At 37.7% G+C, this 13,828-nt stretch carries 15 protein-coding genes and 1 tRNA gene; 8 read left to right on the top strand and 8 right to left on the bottom strand.

Annotation, left to right across the window (positions count from 1 at the left end; all coding sequences use genetic code 11):
* Positions 1-168 precede the first annotated feature (168 nt).
* The 5 genes from D1953_RS16605 (at position 169) to tsaD (ending at position 3,158) form a co-directional block, all read left to right on the top strand.
* A tRNA-Met gene (locus tag D1953_RS16605) sits at positions 169-242 on the top strand.
* 276 nt (positions 243-518) lie between these two features.
* On the top strand, positions 519-974 hold the full coding sequence (tsaE, locus tag D1953_RS16610) for a tRNA (adenosine(37)-N6)-threonylcarbamoyltransferase complex ATPase subunit type 1 TsaE (protein WP_119118286.1): 456 nt from the start codon (positions 519-521) through the stop codon (positions 972-974).
* The gene (gene tsaB / locus D1953_RS16615) at positions 971-1,690 is read left to right on the top strand and encodes a tRNA (adenosine(37)-N6)-threonylcarbamoyltransferase complex dimerization subunit type 1 TsaB (RefSeq protein ID WP_119118287.1); all 720 of its coding nucleotides are present in this window, start codon (positions 971-973) and stop codon (positions 1,688-1,690) included. Before tsaE ends, tsaB begins: the two co-directional genes overlap by 4 nt.
* A 2-nt stretch (positions 1,691-1,692) precedes the next feature.
* On the top strand, positions 1,693-2,145 hold the full coding sequence (gene rimI, locus D1953_RS16620) for a ribosomal protein S18-alanine N-acetyltransferase (protein ID WP_119118288.1): 453 nt from the start codon (positions 1,693-1,695) through the stop codon (positions 2,143-2,145).
* Positions 2,142-3,158 carry a tRNA (adenosine(37)-N6)-threonylcarbamoyltransferase complex transferase subunit TsaD gene (gene tsaD, locus D1953_RS16625; RefSeq protein WP_119118289.1) on the top strand — a complete coding sequence of 339 codons (1,017 nt, stop codon included), beginning with the start codon at positions 2,142-2,144 and terminating at the stop codon, positions 3,156-3,158. The genes rimI and tsaD overlap by 4 nt, the downstream gene beginning before the upstream one ends.
* Positions 3,159-3,502: 344 nt before the next feature.
* Here the strand turns inward: tsaD and D1953_RS16630 are convergent, their stop codons facing one another.
* The gene (locus D1953_RS16630; RefSeq protein WP_119118290.1) at positions 3,503-5,425 is read right to left on the bottom strand and encodes an ABC-F family ATP-binding cassette domain-containing protein; all 1,923 of its coding nucleotides are present in this window, start codon (positions 5,423-5,425) and stop codon (positions 3,503-3,505) included.
* Positions 5,426-5,830: 405 nt separating this feature from the next.
* Between D1953_RS16630 and D1953_RS16635 the strand changes: the two genes are divergently transcribed.
* On the top strand, positions 5,831-6,517 hold the full coding sequence (locus tag D1953_RS16635; protein ID WP_119118291.1) for a redox-sensing transcriptional repressor Rex: 687 nt from the start codon (positions 5,831-5,833) through the stop codon (positions 6,515-6,517).
* 119 nt (positions 6,518-6,636) lie between these two features.
* Here the strand turns inward: D1953_RS16635 and D1953_RS16640 are convergent, their stop codons facing one another.
* Positions 6,637-6,843, bottom strand: coding sequence for a YdiK family protein (locus D1953_RS16640; RefSeq protein ID WP_119118292.1), 207 nt, complete (start codon positions 6,841-6,843; stop codon positions 6,637-6,639).
* Positions 6,840-7,562: a CPBP family intramembrane glutamic endopeptidase gene (locus D1953_RS16645; protein ID WP_119118293.1), complete on the bottom strand. Its 723-nt coding sequence runs from the start codon at positions 7,560-7,562 to the stop codon at positions 6,840-6,842. The genes D1953_RS16640 and D1953_RS16645 overlap by 4 nt, the downstream gene beginning before the upstream one ends.
* A gap of 305 nt (positions 7,563-7,867) precedes the next feature.
* Here D1953_RS16645 and groES point away from each other — a divergent pair, with 305 nt between their 5' ends.
* Both groES and groL read left to right on the top strand, forming a co-directional pair.
* A complete protein-coding gene (gene groES, locus D1953_RS16655) occupies positions 7,868-8,152 on the top strand; it encodes a co-chaperone GroES (protein ID WP_119118294.1) in 285 nt (94 codons plus the stop codon).
* A 63-nt stretch (positions 8,153-8,215) separates the two neighbouring features.
* Positions 8,216-9,847 carry a chaperonin GroEL gene (gene groL, locus D1953_RS16660; RefSeq protein WP_119118295.1) on the top strand — a complete coding sequence of 544 codons (1,632 nt, stop codon included), beginning with the start codon at positions 8,216-8,218 and terminating at the stop codon, positions 9,845-9,847.
* Positions 9,848-9,960: 113 nt separating this feature from the next.
* On the opposite strand, the gene D1953_RS21775 is transcribed toward groL, so the two are convergent.
* The 5 genes from D1953_RS21775 to D1953_RS16685 all read right to left on the bottom strand — a co-directional run bounded on the left by D1953_RS21775 (position 9,961) and on the right by D1953_RS16685 (position 13,775).
* Positions 9,961-10,209 carry a tyrosine-type recombinase/integrase gene (locus D1953_RS21775; RefSeq protein ID WP_245980208.1) on the bottom strand — a complete coding sequence of 83 codons (249 nt, stop codon included), beginning with the start codon at positions 10,207-10,209 and terminating at the stop codon, positions 9,961-9,963.
* A gap of 545 nt (positions 10,210-10,754) precedes the next feature.
* Positions 10,755-11,654, bottom strand: a complete 900-nt coding sequence (locus tag D1953_RS16670) for an aldo/keto reductase (RefSeq protein WP_119118338.1) — start codon at positions 11,652-11,654, stop codon at positions 10,755-10,757.
* A gap of 152 nt (positions 11,655-11,806) precedes the next feature.
* Positions 11,807-12,523: an SDR family oxidoreductase gene (locus tag D1953_RS16675; RefSeq protein WP_119118296.1), complete on the bottom strand. Its 717-nt coding sequence runs from the start codon at positions 12,521-12,523 to the stop codon at positions 11,807-11,809.
* 99 nt (positions 12,524-12,622) lie between these two features.
* Positions 12,623-13,135 carry a type 1 glutamine amidotransferase domain-containing protein gene (locus tag D1953_RS16680; RefSeq protein ID WP_119118297.1) on the bottom strand — a complete coding sequence of 171 codons (513 nt, stop codon included), beginning with the start codon at positions 13,133-13,135 and terminating at the stop codon, positions 12,623-12,625.
* Between the two features lie 121 nt (positions 13,136-13,256).
* Complete coding sequence (locus D1953_RS16685; RefSeq protein ID WP_119118298.1) at positions 13,257-13,775, bottom strand: DJ-1/PfpI family protein; 519 nt, start codon at positions 13,773-13,775, stop codon at positions 13,257-13,259.
* Positions 13,776-13,828 lie beyond the last annotated feature (53 nt).

Below are 13,828 nucleotides of genomic sequence, written 5' to 3' on the forward strand. Positions count from 1 at the left end.
GGTTTCCCCCTGTGAGAGTAGGACGTCGCCAAGCTATATATTTTGTGTATATTTTTTATAAAAAGAGTATATACTATATATTATCATCAAGTTGTTTCGGTGCGTCCTCATCCTGAAGTTCTAGAGAGGGAAGAAATCGTCGAAACAAAATATCATTATTCTTATCGTCGCGGGGTGGAGCAGTCCGGTAGCTCGTCGGGCTCATAACCCGAAGGTCGCAGGTTCAAATCCTGTCCCCGCAATCAAACCAAAAAAACGAAACATTGTTTCGTTTTTTTGGTTTTTCAGCATGATTATTTTCTTATTTGTTTCTTGATGAAAAAACAGGTAAACTACATATAGAATGTTTTCTGTCCTTAGGAGAACGGTCCTAAGGATTTTTTATACTATGAGAATTTATAGTAAACGGACGATAGTATATATAAATAGGAAGGGACATCGACTTTCACCATGATCGACGGTAAGTCTTGTTTATCTAATCTTATTTAAATAACTGGTTACATAAAGGTGATTAAGATATGGAGCAATTTGAATGGATTTCACGAGGTGAAGAAGAGACTGCTCGTTTTGCAGGTCGGTTAGCAGAACATCTTGAAGGTGGAGATGTATTAGCTTTAGAGGGCGATCTAGGAGCAGGCAAGACCGCTTTTACAAAAGGGTTAGCGAAGGGGCTTGGGGTTACGCGAACTGTAAATAGTCCTACTTTTACGATTATTAAAGAATATCATGGGCGTTTACCGCTATATCATATGGATGTGTATCGTGTAAGTGAGTCGGAAGAGGATCTAGGATTTGATGAGTATTTTGAAGGTGAAGGTGTTACCGTTATTGAATGGGCTCATTTAATTCAAAATCAGCTCCCAGAGAATCTTTTAATTATTTATATTTATCGTGTAGACGAATATAGTCGCCGATTAGTCTTAGAAGCTCATGGAGATCGTTACGTCCAGTTGTGTAAGGAGATTATGGAATGAAAGTGTTAGCTATTGATACGTCTAATTTTACGCTAGGTATTGCTTTAATCGATGGGAATCAAGTCATAGGTGAGTACATTACTAATTTAAAGAAAAATCATTCTGTTCGGGTTATGCCAGCTATTGATACGTTGTTAAAAGATTGTGATACTCTGCCAAAAGAGTTAGATAAGATCGTTGTAGCGAAAGGACCTGGATCTTATACAGGCGTTCGAATTGGTGTGACGATTGCGAAGACATTAGCGTGGACATTAAATATTCCATTAGCAGCGATTTCAAGCTTAGAAGCTTTAGCTGCTAATGGTCGCTACTTTAACGGATTGATTTCACCGTTATTTGATGCAAGGCGTGGACAAGTGTATACGGGTTTATATGAGTATGATGAGAATGAGCAATTGAAAGAAATTGTGGCAGATTGCAATATCTTATCGTCAGAATGGGCTACACGTCTTAAAGAGTGGAAGCGTCCTATTTTATTTATAGGACAAGATATAGAAATTCATCGTGAAGCGCTTAGTGAGGTGCTTGGGGAGTTAGCGGTGTTTGTTCCCTATTCTTTATATAATCCAAAACCAAGTGAGCTAGCTTTCCTTGGAAAAAATAAAGAGGAAGAAGACATTCATTTGTTTGTTCCAAATTATGTGCGTATGGCTGAAGCTGAAGCAAAGTGGCTTGAACAGCAAGAGAACCAAAAAAATGATGAAAGCGAACGATAACAATGAGTAAAACGATGACGTTTCGGATGATGAATCGAGAGGATATTGATCAAGTGTTAGAAGTAGAACGACAATCTTTTACTTTGCCGTGGAGTAGAGAGGCTTTTTGTAATGAGCTCGATCATAATCAGTATGCAGTGTATCTAGTTATTGAGGATAACGGTAAAGTTGTAGGGTACTGCGGTTCTTGGATTGTATTAGACGAGTCACATATCACGAATATTGCGATTTTACCTGAGTATCGAGGGCAAAAATTAGGTGAGGCTCTACTTCTGAAGATGATTGAAATATCGATTAGTAAAGGTGTGGTTCGGATGACGTTAGAAGTTCGGGTGAGTAATGAAGTCGCAATTTCTTTATATGAAAAATTAGGTTTTCAAAAAGGTGGTATTCGAAAAGGATATTATACCGATAATTATGAAGATGCATATGTAATGTGGGTGAATTTCTCATGAAACAAGAGCAAATTATATTAGGTATTGAGACTAGCTGTGATGAAACGGCTGCAGCCGTAATAAAAAACGGAACGGACATATTAAGCAATGTTGTAGCTTCTCAAATTGAAAGTCATAAACGATTTGGTGGGGTTGTGCCGGAAATTGCTTCTCGTCACCATGTTGAACAAATTACACTAGTAATTGAAGAAGCATTACAGCAAGCGAATATTACGTACGAAGATATTGATGCCATTGCGGTGACAGAAGGGCCAGGATTAGTTGGAGCTTTATTAATTGGTGTAAATGCAGCTAAGGCAATCGCGTTTGCGCATGGAATTCCATTAGTTGGTGTTCATCATATTGCGGGACATATTTATGCAAACCGTTTAATTCGAGAGATTCAATATCCGGCGCTTTCCCTTGTTGTCTCAGGAGGGCATACAGAATTAGTATTATTGAAGGAGTCTGGCTCATTTCAAGTCATTGGTGAGACTCGTGATGATGCTGCGGGTGAGGCCTATGATAAAGTAGCGCGAACATTGAACTTACCTTATCCAGGTGGTCCACATATTGACAGATTAGCACATGAAGGAACGCCGTCTATTAAGTTACCTCGTGCGTGGCTAGAAGGAAGTTACGATTTTAGTTTTAGTGGATTAAAATCAGCTGTTATTAATACACTTCATAATGCAGAGCAACGCGGCGAGGAGATTAAACCAGAAAACCTTGCGGCAAGCTTTCAACAAAGTGTAATTGAAGTATTAGTGACAAAAACGATTTCTGCAGTAAAAGAATATGATGTAAAGCAATTGTTACTAGCAGGGGGAGTAGCGGCTAATAAAGGGCTGCGTGCTGCGCTTACTGAGGCTTTTAAGGAAGTGCCGGGAGTAGAATTAATTATTCCTCCGCTTAGTCTTTGTACAGATAACGCAGCGATGATTGGAGCGGCGGGAAGTATTTTATTCGAAAAGGGAAAACAATCCAATTTAGCGTTAAATGGAAATCCAGGATTAGATATCGAAGCTTTTTAAGAATATGCACATATATTAATAAGGGTTGATACGGCGGAGCTATGTATATAGCTCTGCTTTATTTATCCATAGAAATGATTTTGGTTGTATCTGTGGATAAAAAAGTCTGATAATTAAAAATTGAATGTGAATAACTTACGTTTTTGTTGATAAGTAGCATAATTCTTGTGGATATTGTGGAAAAGTTCGAATGAAGCTTGAGTAAAAAGGAGAAGGTTGTGTATATTTTTGTGGATAAAGTTTATTTTAGTAAGAAATGAATGCTTTAGGATGCAGATATAGAAAAAGGCCGACTTAAATCAAGATCGACCTTCTTAATATCTATATTTATCTCATACTTAATTTTATATATCCAGCTCTGCCCACTCTTCTAATAGAAGATCAAGGGCTGCTTGTGCCTGCTCTAGCTTTGTTTGAATTTCTATCACTTTTTCGTGATTTTGAAATACTTCAGAATCACAAAGAAGCTGATTACACTCTTCAATCTCTGCCTCTAATTTTTCTATTTCTCCTTCAATCTCTTCAATGCGGCGCTTGCGTTGACGTTCTGCTTTTTTCGCTTCTTTATCAATGATGTAACTGTTTTTATCTGTTACTTGCTCTGATTGTTTACTTTGTGTTTGTTGTTGTTCCAGTGCTTCATGCTCTGCTTGTTCTTGTTTTTTCTGAACATAGTAGTCATAATCTCCAAGGAACTCTACATTGCCATCTTTAGAGAGTTCAATGACCTTCGTTGCAATTCGGTTAATAAAGTATCGATCATGTGAAACGAAAAGCAATGTTCCTGGATAATCGATTAAAGCATTTTCAAGGACGAGTTTGCTATCGAGATCTAAGTGGTTGGTTGGCTCATCGAGTATTAAAAAATTACCTTTTTCCATCATCATTTTGGCTAAAGCAAGTCGTGCTTTTTCACCACCGCTAAGAGTAGAGACCGTTTTTAAAACGTCATCCCCGCTAAATAGGAAATTTCCAAGTACGGTGCGTATCTCTTTTTCCGGCTTTAAGGGGTGTTCATCCCATAATTCGTTAAGTACTCGTTTGTTGGAAACGAGGTTCGCTTGCTCTTGATCATAATAGCTGATCTGAACATTTGTGCCAAAGTGAATGTCACCTGAAAGGGCAGGCATCTTATCAATAATGGTTTTTAATAGTGTGGATTTACCGACTCCGTTCGGACCGACGAGTGCAATGCTTTCGCCTTTTGTGATTCGAACGTTAATGTGTTCAGCAATTTTTTCGTTTTGATAGCCAATGGCTAGCTCGTTTAGCTGCAGCACTTCATTTCCACTTTGCTTCTCAATTTGAAAAGAGAAAGAAGCAGATTTTTGATCGCCTTGCGGTCTATCTAAGATTTCCATTTTCTCAAGCTGTTTTCGTCTGCTTTGTGCTCGTTTGGTAGTAGAAGCTCGTGTAATATTTCGTTGGACAAAATCACGCAGCTTTTCAATTTCTTCTTGCTGCTTTTCAAATTGCTTCATATCTCGTTCGAAATCTTCCGCTTTTCTGACTAAATAAGAGCTGTAATTGCCGTGATATTTTTTCATTGAGTGTCGCGAGATTTCATATACTTGATTAACAACTTTATCAAGGAAGTATCGGTCATGGGAAACAATGAGTACAGCACCTTGATAGCTTTGTAAATATTGTTCAAGCCAAGAAAGTGTTTCAATATCTAGATGGTTTGTTGGTTCATCCAGTATTAAAATATCTGGTTTTGTTAAAAGTAATTTACCAAGGGCTAGTCTTGTTTTTTGACCCCCGCTTAAGGTGGAGATAGGTGTAGAAGGGTCAAAGCTGCCAAATTGAAGTCCATGCAAAACAGAGCGAATATCTGCTTCATATTGATAGCCGCCGGATTCTTTAAATTGAACTTGCAGGGCATCATATTCACTCAGTACTTTTTGATAAACGGCTTCATTAGAGAAAATATCTGGATTTGCCATCTTTGCTTCTAATTGACGTAAAGCTTGCTCTTGTGAAATGAGATGGTTAAATACGGTTAACATTTCATCCCAGATGGATAGTTCTGATTCAAGGCCTGTATCTTGGGCCATATAGCCGATTGTGACCCCTTTTGGTTGAATAATTTCTCCGCCATCATGAGACAACTGTCCAGCAATAATTTTTAGTAGTGTAGATTTCCCCGCACCATTCCGACCTACTAGAGCAATTCGGTCTTTATGTTGAACTTCGAGCTTCATATTCGATAGAATGAGTTCCGCTCCGTAATATTTAGATACTTGATTAACTTGTAATAAAATCATGAATTTCACCTCAGGTAGCATTATCCCGAACAAATTGTTATAGAACGTCTATCAATTTTCAGATATACTGTTTTTTGACTCTAGACGTTTAAGCTTTTCTTCTTAGTGTACCGTATCATTGAACTTATCGGCAATAGAATGGTTATTTCGTTTCAAAACAAGCTGTTACATTATGTGGAATAATGGTGTATGATTTATAATAGGGATATTATAACGTAAGATTGTATACTTTCGAACATAGTGTAATTTAGTAAGAGTAAGATGACAGAATCCCTATTATTTTAGAAGAACGAAGCAAGCTGGGAATGGAAGCGTTATCAGTGATATTTTGAATGCACCTCATACATCTATGGAATATAGGCAGAAGAATAGATTGAAAAGCGCGTGTGAAAGCGAGGGAGAATAATGAATCAAGGACAATTAAAAATACCGCAGGCTACGGCCAAAAGACTACCCTTGTATTATCGATTTTTACAAAACCTACATTCCTCTGGGAAACAAAGGGTTTCTTCAGCAGAGTTGAGTGAAGCCGTTAAGGTAGATTCAGCAACAATACGTCGTGACTTTTCGTACTTTGGCGCACTTGGAAAAAAAGGATATGGATATAATGTTAATTATTTATTATCATTTTTTAGAAAAACATTGGATCAAGATGAAGTGACGAAAGTAGCGTTAATTGGTGTAGGAAATCTAGGTACTGCTTTTTTGAATTATAATTTCTTGAAAAATAATAATACAAAAATTAGTATGGCTTTTGATGTGGATGAAAGAAAAGTCGGTACGAATATAGCTGATGTTCCGATTTATCATATGGATGAAATTGAGAGCCGTCTGCAAGAAGAGCAGGTTACAGCTGCAATTTTAACGATTCCAGCACATGTGGCTCAGTCCGTTACAGATCGTTTAATTGCTGCTGAAGTAAAAGGAATTTTAAACTTTACCCCGGCACGATTAAATGTACCTTCTTCTATTAGAATTCATCATATTGACTTGGCTGTTGAATTACAGTCATTGATTTACTTCCTGAAACATTATCCAGTATTAGAAGAAGAAACCGCTGATATAGAGGATGGAATCCCGTTAAATAAATAAATATATTCCTAGGGCTAATGAAATGATTGTTGACTCATGCATATGAAACCGTATACATGAGTGAAAGATGAACAATGTCTAACATAGCCAAAGAAATAAAGCAGCTGACGACAGCTGCTTTATTTCTTCTTTTGAATTGATTTTATTTTTATATGTAGTAAAAGCATTCGGATACCAGAGCCGAAGTCCAATGTAGCAATAAGGATAAGGAAATAAGCAAAGAATCCCCAACCTGATGATGTGACACTTTGGATAGCGAAAGCAGTGAATACGATACCTAAACATATATAAATAATGCTTAATTTTAAAGGTGATTGATGTCTCATAAAAATCCTCCGATGAAAGCTTGCATATTTTTCATGAAATTTTGGATGTCTTCAGAATACATTTGCATAATGACAACCAATGTATTCATAGATACATGAGCAATAATTGGAACTAGAATTCGCTTCGTCTGTGTATAAAGGAAAGCGAATGTAAAGCCCATGGCTGAATACAATAGCAAATGTTCTGGTTCCATATGTGCTAAACCAAAAAGGACTGAGCTAATTAAAGCTGCAATAAAGAAATTAAATCGCTTATATAAGGAACCAAAAATAATTTTTCGGAAAATAGTTTCCTCTAATATAGGCCCGATAATAGAACTTACGATAATCATTAACGGAATCCTATCAATGACAGACAAAATTTCTTGTGTATTTACTGATTCAGTTTGAATGCCCATCTTCTGTTCAATTGTAATCGCGATACTTTGTGCAAATAAAGCGAGAAAAACCCCGCATATTGCCCAAAAGGCAGAAATGGAGATGGACGCTTTATCGCGAGTGAGTGCTGATTCTTTCATATCATGTCGCATGAAAAAGAGAGTAAGCAGAAGAGCTAATAAAAAACTGAAAATGGACCAGTAAGCAAAGGCTGTTAATCGCAATTCTCCGCTAGGTACCCCTAGTGTTCTTCCAATAAACATAAAGAGCGGCAGTCCAATAAATCCAGAGAACTGCATGGCAAGATACGTAATAATGACATACCAATATTCTTTTCTCAAAAATAATTCTCCTTTAAGTGAAATCATTCATGCATAGGTACAGTGAAAATGGTATCAAAAAATATTGAATAACTCCACTTTTATAGGTGCTATTCAATCATATTTGTTGTAGAGATTTAATAGAATGGGTAGGGCTGCTTCTGATATGAAAATCTATTATTAAAAATTAATATGAAAATTTTTGATGAAGATACTTGCAAAACATGGATGATTTATTTAATATAATAATTGTGTTAGCACTCATAGGTGTTGAGTGCTAATAATTCAAAACAGTTAATCACAAGAATTTGAGGAGGTTGTTTCACTTGTTAAAACCATTAGGTGATCGCGTTATTATTGAACTAGTTGAGTCAGAAGAAAAAACAGCTAGCGGTATCGTACTTCCAGATACAGCAAAAGAAAAGCCACAAGAAGGTAAGGTCGTAGCAGTTGGTACAGGCCGTGTTCTTGAAAATGGCGAACGTGTTACTTTAGAGGTTGCCCAAGGCGATCGTATTATCTTCTCAAAATACGCTGGTACGGAAGTCAAGTACGAGGGTACTGAATACTTAATTTTACGCGAAAGCGATATTTTAGCAATTATTGGCTAATTATACAACAATACTTAACTGAACGAAAATTTTAATGAAAAATGATTAGGGAGGTACTTATACATGGCTAAAGAAATTAAATTTAGTGAAGAAGCTCGCCGCGCAATGCTTCGTGGTGTAGATGCGCTTGCAGATGCAGTAAAAGTAACATTAGGACCTAAAGGACGCAACGTCGTTCTTGAGAAAAAATTTGGTTCACCGCTTATTACAAATGACGGTGTAACAATCGCAAAAGAAATTGAGCTTGAAGATGCATTCGAAAATATGGGTGCAAAATTGGTTGCTGAAGTAGCAAGCAAAACAAATGACGTAGCTGGTGACGGTACAACAACAGCAACAGTTCTTGCTCAAGCAATGATCCGTGAAGGTTTGAAAAACGTAACAGCTGGTGCGAACCCAATGGGTATCCGTAAAGGTATTGAAAAAGCGGTTAACGCTGCAATCGAAGAGTTAAAAGCTATTTCTAAACCAGTTGAAAACAAAGAATCTATCGCACAAGTTGCGGCGATTTCTGCTGCTGACGAAGAAGTTGGTAAACTAATCGCTGAAGCAATGGAACGCGTTGGTAACGACGGTGTTATCACAATCGAAGAATCTAAAGGTTTCACAACTGAATTAGACGTTGTAGAAGGTATGCAATTCGACCGTGGATATGCATCTCCATACATGGTAACTGATTCAGATAAAATGGAAGCTGTTCTTGATAACCCGTACATCTTAATTACTGATAAGAAAATCGGTAACATTCAAGAAATCCTTCCTGTACTTGAGCAAGTTGTACAACAAGGTAAACCACTATTAATCATTGCAGAAGACGTTGAAGGTGAAGCACTTGCAACACTTGTTGTGAACAAACTTCGCGGAACATTCAATGCAGTAGCAGTTAAAGCTCCTGGATTCGGTGATCGTCGTAAAGCAATGCTTGAGGATATCGCAGCTCTTACTGGTGGAGAAGTAATTACAGAAGAAGTAGGTCTTGACCTGAAATCTGCTACAATCCAATCATTAGGACGCGCTTCTAAAATTGTTGTAACAAAAGAAAATACAACAATCGTTGAAGGTGCTGGAAATGCAGAAGCAATCCAAGCTCGCGTAAACCAAATCCGCGTTCAATTAGAAGAAACAACTTCTGAATTTGACCGTGAGAAATTACAAGAACGCCTTGCTAAATTAGCTGGTGGTGTAGCGGTTATCAAAGTTGGTGCGGCTACTGAAACAGAATTAAAAGAACGCAAACTTCGTATTGAAGATGCATTGAACTCTACTCGTGCTGCGGTTGAAGAAGGTATCGTAGCTGGTGGTGGTACAGCGCTTCTTAACGTATACAATAAAGTGGCTGAGCTTCAAGCTGAAGGCGACGAAGCAACAGGTGTGAAAATCGTTCTTCGTGCGATTGAAGAGCCTGTACGTCAAATCGCTCACAACGCTGGTCTTGAAGGATCTGTTATCGTTGAGCGTCTTAAAGGTGAAGCAGTTGGAACTGGATTCAACGCAGCTACTGGTGCGTGGGTAAACATGATCGAAGCTGGTATCGTTGACCCAACGAAAGTAACTCGTTCAGCTCTACAAAACGCTGGAAGCGTTGCAGCTATGTTCTTAACAACAGAAGCAGTTGTTGCTGACAAACCAGAACCTGCTGGTGCTACTGGAATGCCTGACATGAGCGGTATGGGCGGCATGGGCGGCATGATGTAATTAGGGTTTTAAAACCTTGTTATATCAACGTCTAAAATGATAATATGCTTTTCTTGTCCTCGGATTTGTCCTCGTTTTATAAAAAACAAGGCAACCTATGACAAAAAAGCTAACTATAGGAGAAGGTCTTTCATCAGTTTACTGAACTGGTGGGAGGCCTTTTCTTCCATATTGGCGGTCATATGAGCGTAAATATTCATGGTTGTGTTAATGTCTGTATGACCTAACCGCTGCTGAATCTCCTTAACTCCCACACTAGCTTCAATCAATAGAGATGTATGTGTATGTCTGAATGAATGGGGGGGAATGTTTTTATCAATATCAACCTTTTTTAATAAACGTTTTAGTCTAGTTTCAATCACTTTTCTTAATTGTGGGTGTCCATTATCTCGTGCAAAGATAAAATGGCTATCTATATAAGGGCCCTTTTTGCAATTTTATTTCCGCATGTCGCTTTAACATTTTTATGAGTCTTTCATGAATTCGAATGGCTCGGATTGAGCCTGATGTTTTCGGTGTTAGTAACTGATACTTATTTATATTATTATTTGGATTGTATAAAGTCTTGGTAACAAGCAATGACCCTTTTTCTTCATCCAAATCATCCCATTTAAGGGCTGCTTGATATTTTGGCAATGGACCGAAATTGGAAAGGGTGAGCTTGCCTATCATCACCGATATTGCTGATGTAATTATCTCGCATTTAAGAGAATAAATGAAAAAAGAGGAAACAAAGAAATCAGTTTATATTAAAACACTTCGTGAAATTGGCTATAATTAGAGGAGCCAAAAGGGGAAAGCATGTGAAGAAATGTACTTTAGGACTCTGTTGACAAATCAGAGTTTGAGAAGGGACATTGACAGGTTCTCCTAGGCAAAGAGTACAGATCCTTTGTCCCCATTCATTTTATATAATATCCAAAGGTATTTTTCTTGTTGGTTTTGGAAATACCTCGTCAAGTCTGTTCAGATCTTCTATGGTCAATTGAATAGTAGCAGCTTGAGCATTGGCTAAAACATGTTCTTCCTTAACAGCTTTTGGGATAGCTATTACGTTGTTCGAACGAATGGTCCACGCAAGAGCAATTTGTAATGCCTGCACATTGTATTTCTCTGCAATCTCAATGATGGTTGGATCGCTTAGTAATTGTCTTCTTAAGCTCCCTCCCTGGGCCAGGGGACTATAGGCCATAATTGGCATGTTATGTTCATGATGCCATGGTAGGAGATCATAATCAATTCCTCTAGAACCTAGATGATATAACACTTGATTTGTCACACATTTTTTCCCATTAGCGTTATCCCACAACTCTATCATATCATCCGTATCAAAATTAGAAACTCCCCATCTTACAATTTTACCATCCTTGCGCAGTCTCTCCATTCCTTCAATTGTTTCTGCCAAAGGAACACGACCTCTCCAGTGTAAAAGATACAAATCAAGATAATCTGTTCCTAGTCGTTTTAGACTATTTTCACATGAGCTTTCAATCAAATCTAACCCGGAATGATGAGGATATACTTTCGATACTAAAAAAACTTTATCTCTACGCCCCTTGATTACCTCACCAACTAAACGTTCGGAATCGCCATTTCCATACATTTCAGCCGTATCGATTAGCTTCATGCCTAGTTCTATTCCAAGTTGCAAAGCTTTGATTTCTTTGTTTTTCGATTGAGGATTTTCACCCATGTACCATGTTCCTTGACCAATGCTTGGAAGAAAAGTTCCATCAGGTAAAGTTACTACACGTTTTTCAAGTGAATGCTTAATTCTCAATATTTTTTCATGGTCACGTAAACTCATTTTCATCATTCCTTTCATATCTCACCTTGTTTTTCTTGAACTGCAATTCTTCAATCATTACCATTTATTGAAAAATTGGATTATTATTTAAAAAATAAATGTGGCTATACATTGTTGTAGTATAGCCACAAAAATAACATTATACTGCTCACTTACACCAAGTGAGCCCCGCCATCAATAAGAAGAACAGTACCAGTTGTAAAACCATTTTTCACTAAGTACACGTAGGTCTCAGCAATGTCTTCAGGCTGTGCCACGCGATTAACAGGTAGCTGCTGTGCAATTTTACTGTATAAATTTTGTCTTTGCTCGTCAGGCATCCCTCCGTAGAGTGGGGTGTCTACGATACCAGGTGAAACAACATTTACCCGTATAGGGGCCAGGTCTACTGAAAGCCCCCTAACCAATCCATCGATCGCTGAATTGATCGAAGCAAGTGTAGTTGCCCCCTGTGGTGGACGGATTCCATAAACACCAGAGGTCAATGTGATAGAACTGGTATCATTTAAGTACGGAATAGCGGCACGAACGGTTAAGTATTGCCCCCAAAACTTACTATCAAACGCTTCTCTAACATCCGCAACAGGTAAGTCACTAAAATGACCCATTGCACCTTCACCTGCCGTAACGACAAGGTGATCAAAATTCCCTACCATTTTAAAAAAGTCAGCTAGTTTTTCTTCACTTCGAAAGTCAATATTGTATGCTTCCACATTACCACCAAGTACATTCTTTGCCTCCGATAGTTTTGCATCAGAACGACTTGCAATAATGACTTGAGCAGATTCATCAAGAAATGCCTTTGCTGCGGATAATCCAATACCAGAAGTACCTCCTATTACGACCACACGTTTTCCTTTTAATGACATTGTATGAACCCTCCTTAAAAAATTCTTTTTAGATTGTATCTGAAAACAATATTACATACTACTTTTAGTGAAAATAATATAAACCAACGCTTCATTATTTTATTTTGCTAATAGTTTTAGCGCTTCACGATTGAATGCCGGGATATCATCTGGAAAACGGCTAGTCACAATATTATTGCTTACCACAACTTCTTCATCTTTGTAGTTAGCCCCTGCATTTTTTAAATCATTACGAATAGATTTGAAACCAGTTATGTCGACGCCTTTTAATAGGTCTGTATCGATCAATACTTGTGGTCCATGGCAAATGGCAAAAACAGGTTTGCCTTCTTGGATAAATTCTTTTGCGAATTGACCAAAGCGGTCATCTTCACGTAGTAAATCAGGGGAGAAACCACCCGGAATAAGCAAAGCATCAAAGTCTGCAGGATTAACTTCATCTATGGCTTTATCAATTTTTACGGTTGCGCCTTTTTTACCAGTTACTTCATTTCCTGCATGTTTATCAATTGTAATTACTTGATGACCAGCTTCTTTGAATGCTTCTGCAGGTTCTGTAAATTCAACATCCTCAAATAAATTGGTAATAAGTGTAGCAATTTTTTTGCCCAAACTAAAAACCCTCCTTGAATCGCAAAAATTTATTATTCTCACAAAAAATGCTTATATTTAATGGAAGCGGTGGGTTCGAAATTCACTTCCGAACCACACTCTATCCAACTAAAATGTAGAACTAACGTAATGCTTTAACAAGGGCTTTTCCAAATTCTTTCGCACCTTGTGGACCATCGCCAGTAATAATATCACCATGGGCAACAACGTGTTGTTCAACATATTTAACGTCAACAGCTATCAATTCGTTCTTTTGAACATCTACTGGATAGCAAGTTGCTTCTCTTCCAGAAAGCAAACCAGTTTTAGCAACTGTAACAGCCCCTGCACAAATTCCTGTTACAAGAACTTTCTCATTGTAAGCTTGCTTCAAAAAGCCTTGTAATTCCTGATTTCCCCATAGATGATCATTTGTACCAGATCCTCCAATTACCGAAACAACATCAAATTCTGTAGGGGATACGTCTGAAAAGATAACCGAAGCAGTTGCTTTCCCATCATAGTCACCAGTAATTTCACCTGCCACGGTGCTAGCAATGGTTACTTCGACTCCTGCATTTTCAAGCTCTTCTTTTGGTTTGAATAACTCATCTTCATTAAAACGTTCTGGCGGTATAATTAAGAGTGCTTTTTTACTCATTATTTTTTCCTCCTCAAAAAGATTTGTTGATAACACTTTTTCATATATTCGTA

Source organism: Peribacillus asahii, assembly GCF_003570725.1.
Lineage (GTDB): Bacteria > Bacillota > Bacilli > Bacillales > DSM-1321 > Peribacillus > Peribacillus asahii.

Bases quoted from the DNA above. Each gene is read 5' to 3' on its own strand.
- tsaE (WP_119118286.1), top strand. From the start codon at position 519: ATGGAGCAATTTGAATGGATTTCACGAGGTGAAGAAGAGACTGCTCGT.
- tsaB (WP_119118287.1), top strand. From the start codon at position 971: ATGAAAGTGTTAGCTATTGATACGTCTAATTTTACGCTAGGTATTGCT.
- rimI (WP_119118288.1), top strand. From the start codon at position 1,693: ATGAGTAAAACGATGACGTTTCGGATGATGAATCGAGAGGATATTGAT.
- tsaD (WP_119118289.1), top strand. From the start codon at position 2,142: ATGAAACAAGAGCAAATTATATTAGGTATTGAGACTAGCTGTGATGAA.
- D1953_RS16630 (WP_119118290.1), bottom strand. From the start codon at position 5,425: ATGATTTTATTACAAGTTAATCAAGTATCTAAATATTACGGAGCGGAA.
- D1953_RS16635 (WP_119118291.1), top strand. From the start codon at position 5,831: ATGAATCAAGGACAATTAAAAATACCGCAGGCTACGGCCAAAAGACTA.
- D1953_RS16640 (WP_119118292.1), bottom strand. From the start codon at position 6,843: ATGAGACATCAATCACCTTTAAAATTAAGCATTATTTATATATGTTTA.
- groL (WP_119118295.1), top strand. From the start codon at position 8,216: ATGGCTAAAGAAATTAAATTTAGTGAAGAAGCTCGCCGCGCAATGCTT.
- D1953_RS16670 (WP_119118338.1), bottom strand. From the start codon at position 11,654: ATGAGTTTACGTGACCATGAAAAAATATTGAGAATTAAGCATTCACTT.
- D1953_RS16675 (WP_119118296.1), bottom strand. From the start codon at position 12,523: ATGTCATTAAAAGGAAAACGTGTGGTCGTAATAGGAGGTACTTCTGGT.
- D1953_RS16685 (WP_119118298.1), bottom strand. From the start codon at position 13,775: ATGAGTAAAAAAGCACTCTTAATTATACCGCCAGAACGTTTTAATGAA.